18 protein-coding genes are annotated in these 19,427 nt (G+C 62.5%); 5 read left to right on the top strand and 13 right to left on the bottom strand.

The features are described from left to right. Window positions 1–82 precede the first annotated feature (82 nt). On the bottom strand, window positions 83–1,231 hold the full coding sequence (locus J5M73_RS01310; protein ID WP_102862306.1) for an FAD-dependent oxidoreductase: 1,149 nt from the start codon (window positions 1,229–1,231) through the stop codon (window positions 83–85). Between the two features lie 42 nt (window positions 1,232–1,273). Beyond that, window positions 1,274–1,441: a rubredoxin gene (locus tag J5M73_RS01305; protein WP_025130776.1), complete on the bottom strand. Its 168-nt coding sequence runs from the start codon at window positions 1,439–1,441 to the stop codon at window positions 1,274–1,276. 202 nt (window positions 1,442–1,643) lie between these two features. Here J5M73_RS01305 and J5M73_RS01300 point away from each other — a divergent pair, with 202 nt between their 5' ends. Together J5M73_RS01300 and ubiA are read left to right on the top strand one after the other, a co-directional pair. After that, window positions 1,644–2,207 (top strand): chorismate lyase, encoded by a 564-nt coding sequence (locus tag J5M73_RS01300; RefSeq protein WP_102862307.1) that lies wholly within the window; start codon window positions 1,644–1,646, stop codon window positions 2,205–2,207. After that, window positions 2,207–3,097, top strand: coding sequence for a 4-hydroxybenzoate octaprenyltransferase (ubiA, locus tag J5M73_RS01295; RefSeq protein WP_102862308.1), 891 nt, complete (start codon window positions 2,207–2,209; stop codon window positions 3,095–3,097). The genes J5M73_RS01300 and ubiA overlap by 1 nt, the downstream gene beginning before the upstream one ends. Before the next feature lie 107 nt (window positions 3,098–3,204). Here the strand turns inward: ubiA and J5M73_RS01290 are convergent, their stop codons facing one another. After that, window positions 3,205–3,588, bottom strand: a complete 384-nt coding sequence (locus tag J5M73_RS01290; protein ID WP_102862309.1) for a hypothetical protein — start codon at window positions 3,586–3,588, stop codon at window positions 3,205–3,207. Window positions 3,589–3,739: 151 nt separating this feature from the next. On the opposite strand from J5M73_RS01290, the gene phoB reads away from it, so the two are divergent. The 3 genes from phoB to J5M73_RS01275 all read left to right on the top strand — a co-directional run bounded on the left by phoB (window position 3,740) and on the right by J5M73_RS01275 (window position 7,307). Further along, window positions 3,740–4,429, top strand: coding sequence for a phosphate regulon transcriptional regulator PhoB (phoB, locus tag J5M73_RS01285; protein ID WP_003177195.1), 690 nt, complete (start codon window positions 3,740–3,742; stop codon window positions 4,427–4,429). A 91-nt stretch (window positions 4,430–4,520) separates the two neighbouring features. Further along, window positions 4,521–5,849 (top strand): phosphate regulon sensor histidine kinase PhoR, encoded by a 1,329-nt coding sequence (gene phoR, locus J5M73_RS01280; protein ID WP_102862310.1) that lies wholly within the window; start codon window positions 4,521–4,523, stop codon window positions 5,847–5,849. A 117-nt stretch (window positions 5,850–5,966) separates the two neighbouring features. Further along, window positions 5,967–7,307, top strand: coding sequence for a hemolysin family protein (locus J5M73_RS01275; RefSeq protein ID WP_102862311.1), 1,341 nt, complete (start codon window positions 5,967–5,969; stop codon window positions 7,305–7,307). A 58-nt stretch (window positions 7,308–7,365) separates the two neighbouring features. Here J5M73_RS01275 and J5M73_RS01270 read toward each other — a convergent pair whose 3' ends face one another. From J5M73_RS01270 to J5M73_RS01225, 10 genes are all read right to left on the bottom strand, one after another. After that, on the bottom strand, window positions 7,366–8,262 hold the full coding sequence (locus tag J5M73_RS01270; protein WP_102862312.1) for a peptidoglycan DD-metalloendopeptidase family protein: 897 nt from the start codon (window positions 8,260–8,262) through the stop codon (window positions 7,366–7,368). Window positions 8,263–8,323: 61 nt separating this feature from the next. After that, window positions 8,324–8,638, bottom strand: coding sequence for an XRE family transcriptional regulator (locus J5M73_RS01265; protein ID WP_102862313.1), 315 nt, complete (start codon window positions 8,636–8,638; stop codon window positions 8,324–8,326). Beyond that, entirely contained in the window at window positions 8,631–8,966 is a 336-nt protein-coding gene (locus tag J5M73_RS01260; protein ID WP_102862314.1) for a type II toxin-antitoxin system RelE/ParE family toxin, read from the bottom strand. Before J5M73_RS01260 ends, J5M73_RS01265 begins: the two co-directional genes overlap by 8 nt. 435 nt (window positions 8,967–9,401) lie before the next feature. Next, window positions 9,402–10,355 carry a response regulator gene (locus J5M73_RS01255; protein ID WP_102862315.1) on the bottom strand — a complete coding sequence of 318 codons (954 nt, stop codon included), beginning with the start codon at window positions 10,353–10,355 and terminating at the stop codon, window positions 9,402–9,404. A gap of 166 nt (window positions 10,356–10,521) precedes the next feature. Next, window positions 10,522–11,283 (bottom strand): phosphate signaling complex protein PhoU, encoded by a 762-nt coding sequence (gene phoU, locus J5M73_RS01250; protein ID WP_025130765.1) that lies wholly within the window; start codon window positions 11,281–11,283, stop codon window positions 10,522–10,524. Window positions 11,284–11,396: 113 nt separating this feature from the next. After that, window positions 11,397–12,230, bottom strand: coding sequence for a phosphate ABC transporter ATP-binding protein PstB (pstB, locus tag J5M73_RS01245; protein WP_102862316.1), 834 nt, complete (start codon window positions 12,228–12,230; stop codon window positions 11,397–11,399). A 90-nt stretch (window positions 12,231–12,320) separates the two neighbouring features. Next, a complete protein-coding gene (pstA, locus tag J5M73_RS01240) occupies window positions 12,321–13,991 on the bottom strand; it encodes a phosphate ABC transporter permease PstA (protein WP_207814941.1) in 1,671 nt (556 codons plus the stop codon). Window positions 13,992–14,006: 15 nt separating this feature from the next. After that, complete coding sequence (locus J5M73_RS01235; protein ID WP_102862318.1) at window positions 14,007–16,292, bottom strand: ABC transporter permease subunit; 2,286 nt, start codon at window positions 16,290–16,292, stop codon at window positions 14,007–14,009. A gap of 222 nt (window positions 16,293–16,514) precedes the next feature. Then, window positions 16,515–17,498: a phosphate ABC transporter substrate-binding protein PstS gene (locus J5M73_RS01230; RefSeq protein WP_102862319.1), complete on the bottom strand. Its 984-nt coding sequence runs from the start codon at window positions 17,496–17,498 to the stop codon at window positions 16,515–16,517. 262 nt (window positions 17,499–17,760) lie between these two features. Then, on the bottom strand, window positions 17,761–19,050 hold the full coding sequence (locus J5M73_RS01225) for an MFS transporter (protein WP_180988453.1): 1,290 nt from the start codon (window positions 19,048–19,050) through the stop codon (window positions 17,761–17,763). Window positions 19,051–19,427 lie beyond the last annotated feature (377 nt).

Raw genomic sequence — 19,427 nt, 5'->3', positions numbered from 1 at the left:
GCACGCGCTTGAGAGTGGCGCCAGTCTTGCCACGACCTTTGTAGGTGCAAAAACCCGGTTATTCCGACAGAACGACCGGTATTTAAGCCAGCAGGGCCGGGAGTTCCTTGTTCAGGGCCAGTTTCTCCATCACCGCCGCCCCGGTCAGGGCGTAACCCAGCAGCTGGCCGCTAGCGTCACGGCACAGCACCTTGATGTCGGCCCCTTGCCCTTCAGCGGTCCAGACACCTTCGGCGCCCCGTGGCGGTGGCGACACCACCAGCGGGCAGACCGGGGTCTTCACGGTGATCGGCATCGGCCCGTAGCTGACTGCGGTGGGCTTGCCGGCCAGGGTTTGCGCCAGGGCCCGGGCGCAGCTCATCAACGGCATCACGTACAGCAGGTTGAGGCCGTCGACCTCGGCGCAATCGCCCAGGGCATAGATATTGGCGTGGGAGGTTTTCAGCTCGCGGTCCACCACCACGCCGCGATTGACCACCAACCCGGCAGCCGCGGCCAGATCAATGCGCGGGCGCAGGCCAATGGCCGAGACCACCAGATCGCAGGCGATCACCTGGCCATCGGACAGATGGGCTTCCAGGCCGTCGGCGCAGCGTTGCAGGCGGTTGAGCACCGGTCCCAGGTGGAAGCGCGCGCCCAGGCTTTCCAGTCCGGCCTGGACCGCCGCCGCGGCAGCCGGGTGCAGCAGGGTCGGCATCACCTGTTCGCACGGGGCCACCAGATCCACGCTGTAGCCGCCAAGGATCAGGTCGTTGGCAAACTCGCAGCCGATCAGCCCGGCCCCCAGCAACAGCACCCGCCGCTTGCCCGCCGCCGCGGCGCGAAAGCGTGCGTAGTCTTCCAGGTCGTTGATGGGAAAAATCAGTTCGGATGCGTCACCCTGCACCGGCACCCGTACGGTTTCCGCGCCCCAGGCCAGGATCAGATCCCGGTAGGCCACCGCCTCCTCACCAATCCACAAACGCTTGTGGCCCGGGTCGATACCGCTGATGCGGGTGTGGGTGCGAACCTCGGCCTTGAGCTGCTCGGCCATGGCGCCGGGCTCGGCCATGCTCAGGCCGTCGGCGTCCTTGTTCTTGCCAAAACCGGTCGACAGCATCGGCTTGGAGTAGGAACGGCCGTCATCGGCAGTGATCAGCAACAACGGCGTTTGGCCGTCGAGCTTGCGAAATTCCCGGGCCAGGTTGTAACCCGCCAGACCTGTTCCCACGATCACCACCGGTGCGCTCATTCCCTGCTCCTTGTTATTGGTCGTTCAATCCACAGAATTCGATCAGGCGATCTCGATCATTTCGAAATCCATCTTGCCCACGCCGCAGTCCGGGCAGAGCCAGTCTTCAGGCACATCTTCCCAACGGGTACCCGGCAAAATACCGTCGTCCGGCCAGCCTTCCGCTTCGTTATAAATCAGGCCGCAGACCACACATTGCCACTTTTTCATTGATGCATTTCCTCGGGAGTTCAGGCTCGGTCGATGGATCGACTCTAAAGGCCACGCTGATCAGCGTCCGGCACTGGGGTTTTTTACTGATCACTACCGGCAGATGCAAGCACGTTCGTGCTGCCAGGCGTCCTGGATCAATCAAAACCGGCGGTTGCCATGCTAAGCTCGCCGCCTCATTTGCTGCCAATACTGACCCACTGTGCCGCACTCAATGCCCCCCGCACCGGCCCCGACCTGGCTGGTGCAAAGCCGTCTGTCCCCCTTCCCCGGCTCAGCCGTTGCCAACTGGCTGTTCGATGAAGGGTCGCTGACCCGGCGCCTGACCCGACTCTCCCGCGACGGCTTCAGCGTCACGCCGCTGGTGGAGGAATGGCAAACCCTGCGCAACGACGAGTGCGTGGCCCTGGGCCTGCCCGAACAGAGTGAAGGCTGGGTTCGCGAGGTGTACCTGCGGGGCCACGGCGAAGCCTGGGTGTTCGCCCGCAGCGTGGCCGCCCGCAGCGCCTTGCAGCAAGGCGGCTTGAACATCGACGAACTGGGCAGCCGCTCCCTCGGGGAACTGCTGTTCTGCGATGAAGCCTTTACCCGCCAGCCCATCGAAGTCTGCCGCTATCCGCAAGCCTGGCTGCCCACTGCTGTGGCCACCGAGGGGCTCTGGGGCCGGCGCTCGCGTTTCGATCGCGGCCCCTTGAGCCTGCTGGTCGCCGAGGTCTTCCTGCCCAGCCTGTGGCGCGCCATCGAAGCCCAACCGGAGGCCTGCTGATGTACCTGAGCCTGCTCAAATCCCTCAATCGCCTGCATCCACGGGCCTGGGACTTCCTGCAACTGACCCGCATGGACAAGCCCATCGGCATCTACCTGCTGCTGTGGCCGACCCTGGTGGCCCTGTGGATCGCCGCCGAGGGCCAGCCATCCCTGAGCCATGTGCTGATTTTTACCTTCGGCGTGATCCTGACCCGAGCCGGCGGCTGCGCCATCAACGACTTCGCCGACCGCAAGGTCGACGGCCAGGTCAAGCGCACCGACCAGCGGCCCCTGGCCACCGGCAAGGTCAGCGCCAAGGAAGCCCTGGCACTGTTCGCGCTCCTCATGGGCGCAGCCTTCCTGCTGGTGTTGTGCACCAACGCCACCACGGTCTGGCTGTCGTTCGGCGCCCTGGCCCTGGCGGCCTGCTACCCCTTCATGAAGCGCTACACCTATTACCCACAGGTGGTCCTGGGCGCAGCCTATTCCTGGGGCATTCTGATGACCTTCACCGCGCAGAACAGCGAACTGCCAGCCAGTGCGTGGCTGCTGTACATCGCCAATCTGCTGTGGACCGTGGGCTACGACACCTACTACGCCATGACCGACCGCGACGACGACCTGAAGATCGGGGTCAAGTCCACGGCGATCCTGTTCGGCGATGCCGACCGGGTGATCATCCTGACCCTGCAGGGCTTGTCCCTGGGCTGCCTGCTGCTGGCCGGCGCACGCTTCCATCTGGGGGGCTGGTTCCACCTGGGGCTGCTGGTGGCGGCGGCGTGTTTTGCCTGGGAGTTCTGGTACACCCGAGATCGCGATCGGATGAAATGCTTCAAGGCCTTCCTGCACAACCACTGGGCCGGCATGGCGATCTTTATCGGCGTGGTCCTGGATTACGCGTTGCGCTAGAGCGTCAAGCAAGGCCCTGCGGGCCTTTTCGCAGCTTCGCCATGGCTCAGCAGCGGCTACAGAGATCGGTGTAGCCGCTGCCGCAGGCTGCGAACGACCCGAAAAGGTCAGTCGGACTTGGCGACCTTCCAGGCGCCGTCCATCTTGCCGTCACCGGTCATGTCGCCGGCCTTCTTGTCCATCACGAAGCTGTACAGCGGCTTGCCGTCATAAGCCCATTGCATCTTGCCGTCGTCACGCTTGATCACCGTCCACTTGCCCATGTCCTTGTCGCTGCCCTCGGCCATCAGCGGCGGCCAGTTGGCGGCGCATTTGTCGTTGCACATGGACTTGCCACCGGTGTCCTTGGCAAAGGTGTAGAGGGTCATGCCCTGGAGATTGACCAGCACGCCGTCCTTGCTCATCGCCGGGTCGGCGGCCAGGGCAAATGTCGGCAAGGCCAGGACAGCGCCTACCAGCAGGACTTTCAACGATTGCTTGAACAGAGTCATGGAAACCTTCTTTTGTGGTTGTCAGGAATCGGACCCAAAGCGTAGTCGACGAAGCTGCACCGCGCCTCGCGACCTGAAATACTGTCACACGACTGCAATAATTCCGTTATCTAATGCGGCGCAAGACAGTTAAATGACAAGAGGTTCCAGCATGGTTGGCAGAAGCATTCTGATCGTTGACGACGAAGCGCCGATTCGCGAAATGATCGCCGTTGCGTTGGAAATGGCCGGCTATGACTGCATGGAGGCAGAGAACTCTCAGCAGGCCCATGCCATTATCGTCGACCGCAAGCCGGACCTGATCCTGCTGGACTGGATGCTCCCCGGCACCTCCGGCATCGAGCTGGCCCGACGCCTCAAGCGCGACGAGCTGACCGGGGACATCCCGATCATCATGCTCACCGCCAAGGGTGAAGAGGACAACAAGATCCAGGGCCTGGAGGTCGGCGCCGACGACTACATCACCAAGCCGTTTTCGCCCCGTGAGCTGGTGGCCCGCCTCAAGGCCGTGCTGCGCCGCGCCGGCCCTACCGATGGCGAAGCGCCGATCGAAGTCGGCGGCCTGCTGCTGGACCCCATCAGCCACCGGGTGACCATCGACGGCAAGCCGGCAGAAATGGGCCCCACCGAATACCGCCTGCTGCAATTCTTCATGACCCACCAGGAGCGTGCCTACACCCGCGGCCAGCTGCTGGATCAGGTCTGGGGCGGCAATGTGTATGTCGAGGAACGCACCGTAGACGTGCACATCCGCCGCTTGCGCAAAGCCCTGGGTGACGCCTACGAGAATCTGGTACAAACCGTGCGCGGCACCGGCTATCGTTTTTCCACCAAGGCCTGACAACAGCGGCAAGCAACAAGCGGCGCGCCGATGAGTGACCGCTTCAACACTTGCAGCTCGGAGCTGCTTCACCCCCACGGACGTGTTTCAAGTGAATCAAAACTGGCATGGCACCCTGATTCGCCACCTGCTGCTGTTGATCACCGGCTGCCTGCTGGTGGGCCTGATCAGTGGTTACTACGGCTGGAGCCTGGCCGCCGGCTTAGGGCTCTACCTGGCCTGGACCCTCAAGCAGCTGCTGCGCCTGCACGAATGGCTGCGCCTGCATCAACCCGACGAAGCACCGCCCGACGGCTATGGCCTGTGGGGTGAGGTGTTCGACAGCATCTATCACCTGCAACGCCGCGACCAACGGGTGCGCGGGCGCCTGCAGGCAGTGATCGACCGGGTCCAGGAGTCCACCGCAGCCCTGAAAGACGCGGTGATCATGCTCGACAGCGACGGCAACCTGGAATGGTGGAACCGCGCCGCCGAAACCCTGCTGGGCCTCAAGACGCCCCAGGACAGCGGTCAGCCGGTGACCAACCTGGTGCGCCATCCGCGCTTCAAGGAATACTTCGAGCAAGACAACTACGCCGAACCGCTGGAGATCCCCTCCCCGGCCAACGACCGGGTGCGCATCCAGCTGTACATCACCCGCTACGGCAACAATGAGCACCTGATGCTGGTGCGCGACGTGACCCGCATCCACCAGCTGGAACAGATGCGCAAGGACTTCATCGCCAACGTGTCCCACGAACTGCGTACCCCGTTGACGGTGATCTGCGGCTATCTGGAGACCCTGCTGGACAACGTCGAGGAAGTGAATCCGCGCTGGAGCCGTGCCCTGCAACAGATGCAGCAGCAAGGCGGGCGCATGCAGACCCTGCTCAACGACCTGCTATTGCTGGCCAAGCTGGAAGCCACCGACTACCCCTCGGACAACCAGCCGGTGCCCATCGATGGGCTGCTGCAATCGATCAAGAGCGATGCCCAGGCCCTGTCCGGGGAGCGCAACCAGCGCATCACCCTGGAAGCCGACGCCTCGGTACAGCTCAAGGGCAGCGAGGCGGAACTGCGCAGCGCCTTCTCCAACCTGGTGTTCAACGCGGTGAAATACACCCCGGCCGAAGGCAATATCCGCATCCGCTGGTGGGGCGACGACCAAGGCGCGCACCTGAGCGTGCAAGACTCCGGGATCGGCATCGACAGCAAGCACCTGCCGCGCCTCACCGAACGCTTCTACCGCGTGGATTCGAGCCGCAACTCCAATACCGGCGGCACGGGCCTGGGCCTGGCCATCGTCAAGCACGTGCTGCTGCGTCATCGCGCACGCCTGGAAATCAGCAGCGTACTGGGCCACGGCAGTACCTTTACCTGCCATTTCGCCCCGGCCCAGGTTAAAAAAGCCGCAGCTGGCAGCCTTACCGAACAGCGCTGACCGTGGTTTGCCCCTAGGCAATCGCCCCGTCAGCCGCTACATTGCGTCACTTGTGCCTGCCATTCAGGCACCGCCTTTCCTTCTTCTTCGAATACACGGAACCCGCAAAACTCCATCATGGACCCTTCCCCTGGTTTCACCCTCGCGTCTCTGTTCGCCGACTTCGGCATGATTCTTTTTGCTCTGATCCTGGTCCTGCTCAACGGCTTTTTCGTTGCCGCAGAGTTCGCCATGGTCAAGCTGCGCTCGACTCGAGTCGAAGCCATCGCCCACAAGAACGGCTGGCGCGGGCAGATCCTGCGTACCGTGCACAGCCAGCTGGACGCCTACCTGTCGGCCTGCCAGCTGGGCATCACCCTGGCCTCCCTGGGCCTGGGCTGGGTCGGTGAGCCGGCGTTCGCCCACCTGCTGGAGCCGCTGTTGGGCGCCGTAGGCGTGAACTCCCCGGAAGTGATCCGCGGCGTTTCGTTCTTCACCGCGTTCTTCATCATTTCCTACCTGCACATCGTGGTCGGCGAGCTGGCGCCCAAATCCTGGGCGATCCGCAAACCCGAGCTGCTGTCGCTGTGGACGGCGGTACCGCTGTACCTGTTCTACTGGCTGATGTACCCGGCCATCTACCTGCTCAATGCCAGCGCCAACACCATCCTGCGCATTGCCGGCCAGGGCGAGCCCGGCCCGCACCACGAGCATCACTACAGCCGTGAAGAACTCAAGCTGATCCTGCACTCCAGCCGCGGCCAGGACCCCAGCGACCAGGGCATGCGCGTACTGGCCTCGGCCGTGGAAATGGGCGAACTGGAAGTGGTGGACTGGGCCAACTCCCGAGAGGACCTGGTCAGCGTCGAATTCAACGCGCCGCTCAAGGAAATCCTTGCCCTGTTCCGTCGCCACAAGTTCAGCCGCTATCCGGTCTACGACAGCGAGCGCAACGAGTTCGTCGGCCTGCTGCACATCAAGGACCTGCTGCTGGAACTGGCGGCCCTGGACCATATTCCCGAGTCGTTCAACCTGGCCGAGCTGACTCGTCCGCTGGAGCGCGTGTCGCGGCACATGCCGCTGTCACAGTTGCTGGAGCAGTTCCGCAAGGGCGGTTCGCACTTCGCCCTGGTGGAAGAAGCCGACGGCAAGGTGATTGGCTACCTGACCATGGAAGACGTGCTGGAAGTGCTGGTGGGCGACATCCAGGACGAACACCGCAAGACCGAGCGCGGCATCCTCGCCTATCAGCCAGGCAAGCTGCTGGTGCGCGGTGACACGCCACTGTTCAAGGTCGAGCGCCTGCTGGGCATCGACCTGGACCATATCGAAGCCGAAACCCTCGCCGGCCTGGTGTACGAAACCCTGAAACGGGTGCCGGAAGAGGAAGAAGTGCTGGAAGTCGAAGGCCTGCGCATCATCATCAAGAAGATGAAGGGACCGAAGATCATCCTGGCCAAGGTGTTGATGCTGGATTGACGGGCCCTTTGGCCCGTTCGCCGGCACGCCGGCTCCTGCTGGCGCCTACAGCAGCGGGTCATTTCTTGCCCAAGGCAAAATTCGGCAGATCCCCCAGCGGCTGGTTGAACTGATAGGGAATCGACACCAGCCCCAGCCCGGTATTGCGCTGCACCACAAAATGCAGGTGCGGCCCGCTGCTGTTGCCGGTATTGCCCGACAACCCCAACGGGCTGCCCACCGCCACCCGCTGCCCTTCGCGCACAGTCACCGAACCTTGCTTGAGGTGCAGGTACACGCCCATGGTGCCGTCATCGTGCAGCACCCGGACGAAGTTGCCCGCCGGGTTGTCGCCCCGCCCGTTCTGCGCATTCTCGGTCTTGACCACCACCCCGCCCCTGGCGGCGATGATCGGCGTGCCCACGGGCATGGCGATGTCCATGGCGTAACGGCTCCTGGGACCGAAATGGCTGTATTGGCCATTGGCGCCCTGGGTCAGGCGAAACGGCCCGCCGCGCCAGGGCAGCGGGTAGCGATAGGCCTGGGTGGCGCCTGCCGGGTCCCCCAGGGAATAACGGAACCTGGGGACATAGCTCAAGGGCTGATCGGCGCGAATCGCCGTGAGCAGCGCCAGGCGCTGCCTGCTGCGGGCCGGCAGTACCTGTCGGATCGGGCGTCCGGGCGCTCCACTGACGTTGTGCAAACCGGCAAAGCCCAACTCGATCTCCACCGGCGCGTAGAGGTCGTTGCGCACATACACCGCGTCCCCGTCCTTGTGCTTCTGGATATCCAGGCGCACCTGGCGCTCCAGGTGTTCCTCCATGCGATCGCGGAACACGAACGCCTGGGCTCCCGGCGAAGGCCGGTCGCTGTAGGACACCACGCCATCGGCGTCGACGGATTTGTAGACGGTCATCGCCGCCAGCGAGGTGGCCAGCAGGGACAGTCCGCACAACAGCAGCAGGCGCACAAGCATTGGGCAGCCTCTTGGCAGGTTATGCAGGCACGCTAACAGCCGGATATGGAGCTTGTGTGAATCAGGCCGGGGCCAGAGGGTGCGTGCCCGACGCATCGAAATGGATATCCACGCCCAGTTGCGCGGCCTCCGACAGGTTGACCAGGGCATCGAGGGAGAACTTGTTGATCTTGCCGCTGAGTACGTCATTGAGGCGTGGCTGGGAGATATTGAGGCGCTTGGCCGCCTCCTTCTGCGAGAGGCCCCAGGCTTGTACGGTCTTGCCCAGCTCAAGCATCAGCTTGGCCCGCAGGCGCATGTTGGCGGCTTCCTGGGGAGTGGCCTCAAGGGCATCCCAGACACTGGTGAACCGCTGAGTAACCGGTGAATCAGTCATGGCGTGAACCTGCTTCCTGATATCTGGCGCGAGCCAGTTCGATCTCCCGCGCTTCGGTCTTGCGGGTGGTCTTGCGCACCGCATGCAGCACATAGATGGTTGCCGGCCGCTTGACCACATAGAACACCCGAAACGCCCCTGAATCCTCATGGACCCTGATCTCGAAAACGCTCGGACCGATGGTCTTCACCGACCTGCAATCGTAGGGCTGTTCACCCTGCTGCAGCAGATCCAACTGCAAACCGGCGGCCCGACGGGCATCTTCAGGGAACGCCCGGAGATCTCGCAGCGCGCTCCCGACAAACACCACATCCTTGTGCCTGGGCATCGAACCTCTCCTGTTAATGACCAGGAACAAGGCTAATCAACACGGCCAGGACCGGCCGCGCCGGGTTGTTTCAAGGCATGGCCACAAGCGCTGAAAGGCACTTAGCGCTACGCGCAATCTATATCCAAACAGATATAAATCAAGGACAAAAAGATCAATCGGACGTACGCCAGAAAGTATCGAGGGGTACGGCGAAAGCCTTGCGGCTTGAGGGTTACGGCCTATGTTGCGAGTGGTTCGCTCGATAGCGGGATGGTGCAGCAGGCCGTCTCAGCGCAAGGCAAAAGTCCGCAACGGGAAAAGTGTTTTCCGCAGATTTCCGCAGCTTTGATCCTCGTAGGAGCCGGCTTGCCGGCGAAGAGACCCGCAAGCCTTGTGTTGCTCTTGTGGACGCTTTCGCTGGCAAGCCAGCTCCTACAAAGCGGACTGGGAGGATCAGGCGCCGGGAACGAAATGCTTCTGCGCGGTGCCGCGGGCGATCAGGCGCGAGATGTAATCGAGCTTCTGCGCGTCCTGGTCGACGAAACGGAAGGTCAGTTGCAGCCAATCGCTGTCCGGCTTGGGCTCCAACGCCACCACCGCATGCAGGTAGCCGTTGAGCCGCGCCACTTCAGCGTTGTCGCCCTGCTCCAGGTCCAGCACCGCGCTCTCCAGCACTTGAGGCAGGCTGTCGGTACGCTTCACCACCAGCAACGCTTCCTTGATGCTCAGGGCCTTGATCACGCACGGCTGATTGCCGCTGGACAACCGCAGCTGGCCCTGGCCACGACCGCCACTGGCCGCTGCTGCGGGCGTCGGCGCCTTGACCGGAGGGCTGTTGAGCAAACCACGCGCCGGCGCTGCGGCTGCCGAGGCCGGCGCAGGGGCGGCCGGCTTGGCAAACGGATTGACCGGGGCCGAAGCCGCCCCCACCACCGCCGGCTTGCCGCCGGTCAGGGCGCTCAGGGAGTCATTGCCGAAGGCCGAGTTCATCTTGGTCGGCGCGCTGTTCATCAAGGTGTCGAGCTTGCCGACCTTGTTCAGCGCCTGCTTGACCTTGGTCAGCAGCTGTTCATTGGTGAAAGGCTTGCTCACATAGCCGGAAACCCCGGCCTGGATCGCCTGCACCACGTTTTCCTTGTCGCCACGGCTGGTGACCATGACGAACGGCATGGTTTTCAGCGCCTCTTGCTCACGGCACCAGGTCAGCAGCTCAAGGCCGGACATTTCCGGCATTTCCCAATCGCACAGGACCAGGTCGAAGGCTTCGCGGGCGAGCATCGCCTGGGCCTTCTTGCCGTTGATCGCATCTTCGATCTTGATGCCAGGGAAGTAGTTGCGCAGGCACTTCTTCACCAGGTCACGAATGAACGAAGCGTCATCCACCACCAACACACTTACCTTACTCATCGACCACCCCTTTAAAAATCCCGGCAAGCATAACGCTGGCTGATGGCACTTTGCCAAAACTCTTCAGTCACGCCGGGACTTTTCGTTCGCGGGTGCTGCTTTTCAAATTCGAGGAGCACAAACAAAAACGCCCGGCCAAAGGGCCGGGCGCTCTTCTCGGGCACTCTTACTTATCGTCAGCTTGATCCGGAACATTAGCGGATTCGCCACTTGTGCCTTCAACTTCTTCCTTCATGCGCTTGAGCCCCAAATGGCGCACGTCGGTGCCACGCACCAGATAAATCACCAGCTCGGAAATGTTGCGCGCGTGATCGCCGATCCGCTCCAGCGAACGCAGCACCCAGATAATGCTCAGAACCCGCGAGATAGAGCGCGGGTCTTCCATCATGTAGGTGGCCAGCTCGCGCAGTGCGGTCTTGTATTCACGGTCGATGATCTTGTCGTACTGAGCCACGGAAAGTGCCAGGTCGGCATCGAAGCGGGCAAAAGCGTCCAGGGCATCGCGCACCATGTTGCGCACCTGGTCGCCGATGTGCCGCACCTCCACGTAGCCACGAGGAGCTTCGCCCTCTTCGCACAACTGGATGGCCCGACGGGCGATCTTGGTGGCTTCGTCGCCGATGCGCTCCAGGTCGATCACCGACTTGGAGATGCTGATGATCAGGCGCAGGTCGGAAGCCGCCGGCTGGCGACGGGCGAGGATGCGCAGGCATTCCTCATCGATATTGCGCTCCATCTGATTGATCTGATCGTCAATCTCGCGCACCTGCTGGGCCAACCCGGAGTCGGCTTCGATCAGCGCGGTGACCGCGTCATTGACTTGCTTCTCCACCAGCCCGCCCATGGCCAGCAGGTGGCTGCGCACCTCTTCCAGCTCGGCATTGAACTGCGCGGAGATGTGGTGGGTGAGGCCTTCCTTCGAAATCATGGTTCTGCTCCACAAAAGCTGTAAGCCGCAAGCTACAAGCTGCCAGTTGATAGGTTTCGTCGCGTTGAACTGCTGTTACTTGCCGCTTGAAGCGTGCGGCTTGCAGTTGCTTTCTAGCCGTAACGCCCGGTGATGTAGTCTTCGGTCTGCTTCTTCGCCGGATTGGTGAACAGCGTATCGGTATCGCCGAATTCCACCAGTTTGCCCATGTACATGAACGCGGTGTAGTCGGAAACCCGCGCCGCCTGCTGCATGTTGTGGGTCACGATGACGATGGTGAACTTGGATTTGAGCTCGTAGATCAGTTCTTCGACCTTCAGGGTCGAGATCGGGTCCAGGGCCGAGCAGGGTTCGTCCAGCAGCAACACTTCCGGTTCCACGGCGATGGTCCGGGCAATCACCAGACGCTGTTGCTGGCCGCCGGACAGGCCCAGGGCCGATTCGTGCAGGCGGTCCTTGACCTCATCCCACAGCGCCGCGCCCTTGAGCGCCCACTCTACGGCTTCGTCGAGCACACGCTTTTTGTTGATGCCCTGGATACGCAGGCCGTAGACCACGTTTTCGTAGATGGTCTTGGGGAACGGGTTGGGCTTCTGGAACACCATGCCGACTCGACGACGCAGCTCGGCCACGTCTTCGCCCTTGCGGTAGATGTTGTTGCCGTAAAGGTTGATCGCACCCTCTACACGGCAGCCGTCCACCAGGTCGTTCATGCGGTTGAAGGTCCGCAGCAAGGTCGACTTGCCGCAACCGGACGGGCCGATGAAAGCGGTCACACGCTGCTTGGGGATGTTCATGCTGACATCGAACAGTGCCTGTTTCTCGCCGTAGAACAGGCTCAGGCCGGGCACTTCGATGGCCACGGTCTCTTGTTCCAGGCTCAGGCTCTGCTTGTCGCGGCCCAGGGCGGACATGTTGATGCCGTGAGTATGTGCTTCGTGTTGCATGGGATGCTCCCTGTGCTACCAATTCGTTTGTCGTGAACCGCAGGCGTCTGGCCTGCGGTGACATCATTCTGTTCTGTAGAAACCAGCCGATTAGCTGTCCAGCGCCTTGTACTTCTCGCGCAGGTGGTTGCGAATCCATACGGCCGACAGGTTGAGCACGGCGATCACCAGCACCAGTAGCAGCGCGGTGGCGTACACCAGCGGCCGCGCCGCCTCGACGTTGGGGCTCTGGAAGCCGACGTCATAGATGTGGAAGCCCAGGTGCATGATCTTCTGGTCCAGGTGCAGGTACGGGTAGTTGCCGTCCACTGGCAGCGACGGCGCCAGTTTCACCACACCCACCAGCATCAGCGGCGCCACTTCACCGGCGGCACGGGCCACCGCGAGGATCATGCCGGTCATCATCGCCGGGCTGGCCATCGGCAGGACGATCTTCCACAAGGTCTCGGCCTTGGTCGCGCCCAGGGCCAGGGAACCTTCACGCACGGTGCGGGGAATCCGCGCCAGGCCTTCCTCGGTGGCCACGATCACCACCGGCACTGCCAGCAGCGCCAGGGTCAGGGAAGCCCAGAGCAGGCCCGGGGTGCCGAAGGTCGGCGCCGGCAAAGCTTCGGGGAAGAACAGCCGGTCCACGGAACCGCCCAGCACGTAGACGAAGAAGCCCAGGCCGAATACGCCGTAGACGATGGCCGGAACCCCTGCCAGGTTGTTCACCGCGATGCGGATCACCCGGGTCAGGGTGTTCTGCTTGGCATATTCACGCAGGTAGACCGCCGCCAGTACGCCGAACGGGGTGACGATCATGGCCATGATCAGGGTCATCATCACGGTGCCGAAAATCGCCGGGAAGATCCCGCCTTCGGTGTTGGCTTCACGGGGGTCGTCGCTGAGGAATTCCCAGATCTTGCTGAAGTAGAAACCGATCTTGGTGAAGGTGCCCATGGCATTCGGCTGGTAGGCGTGCACCACCTTGCCCAGGCTGATCTCCAGCACTTTGCCGTTGGCATCGCGGGCGGTCAGGCTGTCGCGATTGAACTGGGCGTGCAGGTCATTGAGCCGGGCTTCGATGTCCTGGTAACGGGCATTGAGTTCGGCCCGCTCGGCGTCCATGTCGGCTTGAGCGGCGGGGCTCATCCGGCCCTCCAGCTCCAGCTTGCGACCGTGCAGGCGGAGGCGCTCCAGACCGGCGTTGATCGCGCCGATGTCGGACTTCTCCAGGCTCTTGAGCTGGGCCGCCAGTTGGTTCACGCGGTTGATCCGTGCTTGCAGCTCAGGCCAGGCGGCCTCGCCTTCGGCGACCACCTTGCCGCTTTCCTTGACGTTGACCAGGTAGCCGTAGAAGTTGCCCCACTCACGGCGCTCGATGGCCATCAGCTCCTTGGGGTAGCTCTGGTTGGTCAGCCACTCACCGACGATCCAGGTGAAGTCGTTGCCGTTCAGGTCACGGTTGCCGACCTTGATCAGCTCCCGGGTCATGAACTCCGGGCCCTGGTCGGGCACCGGCAAACCGGCACTCTTCAGGCGCGCCCGGGGCACTTCTTCCTTCTGCACCACTTCACCGATGACCAGGTGGTTGGCCTGGCCCGGCACGTCATAGCTGGCGTGCACCAGGTCGGCCGGCCAGAAGTGGCCGAGGCCGCGCACGGCGATCACCGCCAGCAGGCCGATGGTCATGATGACCGCGATGGACACCGCGCCACCGCTGATCCAGACGCCCGGGGCGCCGCTCTTGAACCAGTCTTTTAGGGAGTTCTGTTTCACAGACTTCTACCTTTCTTAAAGCGACGAGTATTTCTTGCGCAGACGCTGACGAATCAGTTCTGCGAGGGTGTTCATGACGAAGGTGAACAACAGCAGCACCAGCGCCGAGAGGAACAGCACGCGGTAGTGGCTGCCGCCGACTTCCGATTCGGGCATTTCCACCGCGACGTTGGCGGCCAGGGTGCGCAGGCCTTCGAACAGGTTCATTTCCATGATCGGGGTGTTGCCGGTGGCCATCAGCACAATCATGGTCTCGCCCACGGCGCGGCCCATGCCGATCATCAGTGCCGAGAAGATTCCCGGGCTGGCGGTGAGGATCACCACCCGCGTCATGGTCTGCCACGGCGTGGCGCCCAGGGCCAGAGAGCCCAGGGTCAGGCCGCGAGGCACGCTGAACACGGCGTCTTCGGCGATCGAGTAGATGTTCGGAATCACCGCAAAACCCATGGCCAGGCCGACCACCAGGGCGTTGCGCTGGTCGTAGGTGATCCCCAGGTCGTGGGAGATCCACATGCGCATGTCGCCGCCGAAGAACCAGTTTTCCATGAACGGGCTCATGTACAGCGACAACCAGCCCACGAACAGGATCACCGGAATCAGCAGCGCACTTTCCCAACCATCCGGCACTTTCAGGCGGATCGACTCCGGTAGGCGGCTGAAGATGAAACCGGCCACCAGAATGCCGATTGGCAGCAACATCAAGAGGCTGAAGATGCCCGGTAGATGACCTTCGACATAGGGCGCCAGGAACAGGCCGGCGAAGAAGCCGAGGATCACCGTGGGCATCGCTTCCATCAGCTCGATCACCGGCTTGACCTTGCGGCGCATGCCCGGGGCCATGAAGTAGGCGGTATAGATCGCTGCCGCCACGGCCAATGGTGCCGCCAGCAGCATGGCGTAGAACGCCGCCTTCAGAGTGCCGAAGGTCAGGGGCGAGAGGCTCAGCTTGGGTTCGAAGTCGGTGTTGGCCGCGGTGGATTGCCAGACGTATTTAGGCTCGTCGTAGTTCTCGTACCAGACCTTGCTCCACAGCGCGCTCCAGGACACTTCCGGGTGCGGGTTGTCCAGCAGCAGCGGCTGCAGCTTGCCACCGGCCTCGACGATCACCCGGTTGGCCCGTGGCGACAGGCCGAACAGGCCCTGGCCATCCACCACCTGATCCACCAGCAGGGTGCGGTGGGCGGTGCTGTGGAACACCCCGAGCTTGCCGGCGGCGTCCAGGGCAACGAAGCCCTTGCGACGCTCTTCGGCAGTGATTTCAACGATAGGCGCGGTGCCCATCTGGAAGGTGCGGATCTGCTTCAGGCGCAGTTCGCCATCCGGGTCGCGGGCCATGAACCACTGGGCCAGGCCACCCTTGGAGGTGCCGATGATCAGCGAGATGCCGCCCACCAGCTGGGTGCTGGCGGTAACTTCGGTGTCAGCGTCTTCCAGCAGTTTGTAGCGACCGTTGAGGCTCTTGTCCCGCAGGCTGAACACGTCGGCCTGGGCCCGGCCATTGATCACATACAGCCACTGCTGGCGCGGATCGATGTACATGGCCTTCACCGCCTCGGTCATCTGCGGCAGTTCGATGCGGCTCTGCTCGCTGGTGACCTCGCCAGTCATCATGTTTTCTTCGCGGGTCAGCTTCAGCACATGCAGTTGCGCACCGGTGGAACCGGCGATGATCAGCGACGAATCAGTGGCGTTGAGGTTGACGTGCTCCAGGGCACCACCCTGCTCGTTCAGGGTGATCGGGCTGTCGCCGTAGGGGTACTCGATGGCCGGTGAGATGGTCTTCTTGCCGTCCGGGTAGCTGACCTTGTAGGTGTGGCGGAACACCAGGGCCTGACCGTTGGACAGACCGACCACCACCAGCGGATTGCCGGGCTGGTCCTTGCCGATGGACACCACGTTGGCGCCGGCCGGGATCGGCAGGTCGACCTTGCGCAGCTCGGCACCGCTGTCGATGTCGAAGAACAGCGCCTGGCCCTTGTCGGAGACACGCATGCCGACCTGGTTCTGCTCTTCCAGGGAGAACATCAGCGGCTTGCCGGCGTCCTGCATCCAGGCCGGGGTCAGCGGGTCCTTGACGGTCAGGTCGGCGCCCTGGAACAGCGGCACCACGACATAGGCGAGGAAGAAAAAGATCAGGGTGATCGCACCCAGTACCGCCAGTCCGCCAACAAGGACGTACCAGCGGGTCAGGCGGTCTTTGAGCGCGCGAATGCGACGCTTGCGTTGCAGTTCAGGCGTATTGAAGTCAATGCGCTTGGGGGGAGAAGTCGTAGTCATGGGGGAATTGGCCAGATCATTCATGCGCACACCCTAGCGATCCTGTATGACAGAAAGATGACAATGCAGTGACGCAGCAAATCCGCCACATGGCAAAGCCGGCAGCGGGTTGAAAAATGAGGTTGCAGGAGCCGGCTGGCCGACGAGCCGGCCTTGAGCCTGGGTCGCCCTTGCGGGCGCTTGCGCCGCCCGGCCCGCTCCTACGAAAACGAGAAGGTCCGGGGAGCCCGGACCTTCTGCGGCGGCTTATGCGCCTTCTTTCAGGCCCAGGTCAGCCAGGGCCTTGGCGGCCACCTTGGCTGGCAGCGGGATGTAGCCGTCCTTGACCACTACTTCCTGACCCTGCTTGGACAGGACCAGTTTCACGAACTCGGCTTCCAGCGGGGCCAGAGGCTTGTTCGGGGCTTTGTTGATGTAGACGTAGAGGAAGCGCGACAGCGGGTACTTGCCGTTCAGGGCGTTTTCTTCGGTGTCTTCGATGAAGTCGCTGCTGCCTTTCTTGGCCAGGGCCACGGTCTTCACGCTGGCGGTCTTGTAGCCGATGCCCGAGTAGCCGATGCCGTTCAGCGAGGAGCTGATGGACTGCACCACCGAAGCCGAACCTGGCTGCTCGTTGACGTTAGGCTTGAAGTCGCCTTTGCACAGGGCTTCTTCCTTGAAGTAGCCGTAGGTGCCGGATACCGAGTTACGGCCGAACAGTTGCACCGGCTTGTTGGCCAGATCGCCCTTCACACCCAGGTCGCCCCAGGTTTTTACCTCAGCCTTGGCGCCGCACAGACGGGTGGACGAGAAAATCGCGTCGACCTGTTCCATGGTCAGGTGCTGGATCGGGTTGTCCTTGTGCACGAACACCGCCAGGGCGTCCACGGCCACCGGGATAGCGGTTGGCTTGTAGCCGTACTTCTGCTCGAAGGCCGCCAGCTCGGTGTCCTTCATCTTGCGGCTCATCGGGCCCAGGTTGGAGGTGCCTTCGGTCAGCGCCGGTGGCGCGGTGGCGGAGCCGGCGGCCTGAATCTGAATGTTGACGTTCGGGTATTCCTTTTTGTAGTTCTCGGCCCACAGGGTCATCAGGTTCGCCAAAGTATCGGAACCGACGCTGGACAGGTTGCCCGACACACCAGTGGTCTTGGTGTAGCTCGGGATAGCAGGGTCAACAGCGGCAACCGCGTGGGCAGTCGCAACGCCAGCGGCGACAAAGGTCATTGCCGCCATCAAACGCTTCAGTTTCATGCCTTACTCCTAGCAGATAGGGTGTGTTAAGTCGGGGCCAAGTATCTGTAGGCCGTGTGAACACTCTATGTCCGGAATATGACAATTAGATGAAAGGCCAGCACTCCTGAACGGAAGCTGGCCTTTCTTTATACGGCGATAAAAACCTCTGTAGCCGCCGCCGAAGGCTGCGACCGACCCGCAGGGTCGCGACACTCTTCAGCGCCCAGCAGGGCCTGCGGCCCTGTCGCAGCCTGCGGCAGCGGCTACAAGCTGGCGGCGATCAGCGGCCCTTGGCCCACAGGTACAGGCCGACCAGCAGGCCGATGCCGCAGATGATTGCAACGTAATAGGCCGGGCCCATCGGGCTTTCCTTGAGCAGCCAGGTCACCACCATCGGCGTCAGGCCACCGAAGATCGCGTAGGCCAGGTTGTAGGAAAACGACAGGCCACTGAAACGCACCACCGCCGGGAACGCCTTGACCATCACATAAGGCACCGCGCCGATGGTGCCGACAAACAGGCCGGTCAGGGCATACATCGGGAACAGCCACTGCGGGTTATCCAGCAAGCCGTGATAGAAGGTCCAGGAAGTGGCCAACAGCAAGGCACTGCCGAACACGAACACCTTGCCAGCGCCGAAACGATCCGCCAGAACCCCGGAGATCACGCAGCCCAGGCTCAGGAACACAATGGCCAGGCTGTTGGCTTCCAGGGCGGTGATGGCCGGGAACTTATAGACGGTCTGCAGCACCGTCGGGGTCATCAGGATCACCACGATGATCCCGGCGGACAGCAGCCAGGTCAGCAGCATGGAAATGACAATGGCGCCACGGTGATCGCGCAGCACGGTACGCAGGGGCAGCTCTTCGGCCAGGGCCTTGCGCAATTGCAGCTCGGCGAACACCGGGGTTTCGTGCAGCAGGCGGCGCAGGTACACCGAGAACAGGCCGAACACCCCGCCCAGCAGGAACGGGATCCGCCAGGCGTAGTCGGCCACTTCCACCGGGGTGTAGATGCTATTGATGGCGGTGGCCACCAGCGAGCCCAGGAGAATCCCGGCGGTCAGGCCCGCCGTCAGGGTGCCGCAGGCGTAGCCGATATGCCGCTGAGGCACGTGTTCGGAAACAAAGACCCAGGCGCCGGGCACTTCACCACCGATGGCCGCGCCCTGGATTACCCGCATCAGCAACAGCAGGATCGGCGCCCATAGGCCAATCTGCGCGTAGGTCGGCAAGAGGCCCATGATCAGGGTCGGCACCGCCATCATGAAGATGCTCAGGGTGAACATCTTCTTGCGCCCCAGCAGGTCGCCGAAGTGCGCCATGACGATCCCGCCCAGAGGACGGGCCAGGTAGCCGGCGGCGAAGATGCCGAAGGTCTGCATCAGGCGCAGCCACTCGGGCATGTCCGCCGGGAAGAACAGCTTGCCGACCACGGTGGCGAAGAACACGAAGATGATGAAGTCGTAGAACTCCAGCGCGCCGCCCAAGGCAGACAGCGACAGGGTCTTGTAATCACTACGGGTCAAGGGACGGGCGGGCTGCGCTGGCTGCGCGGCGCTCGAGGGCACAGTGGTCATGGCAAGGGCTTCTCTTATTAGTCGGTTCCGGCAACCACAACAGCGCTGGTTGGGGCCTGGCAGGTTCGGCACGATAGCAAATTGTTCGAATGCGTACACAGCAGCGCACAAATGACTCACAAATTTGCGAACTGAGTGGGTCGTCGCGGAGTCTATCGACCGATATACTCGCAAACCTCGAAGCGCAAAGCCGCTTCTGGCAAGGGTTGCTGTGCGAAAACGCTGCTGCGCGCCCCAGTCCCTGGACAGTGCCAGTCGATTTCGCAGAGTTTCCCTTTAGCACGCCTTAGAAAGAACGTGACGAACGCAGTGTGTTCGGGCTGAATCGTTTTTCCTGAAGACGGCTATTCACCTGAAGTCACCATGAA

Source organism: Pseudomonas sp. 50_B (assembly GCF_017491625.1).
In the GTDB taxonomy this organism is placed as follows: Bacteria; Pseudomonadota; Gammaproteobacteria; order Pseudomonadales; family Pseudomonadaceae; genus Aquipseudomonas; species Aquipseudomonas danubii.
The sequence above is the reverse complement of the archived record's forward strand: the minus strand, read 5'-3'. Positions and strand labels throughout refer to the sequence as shown.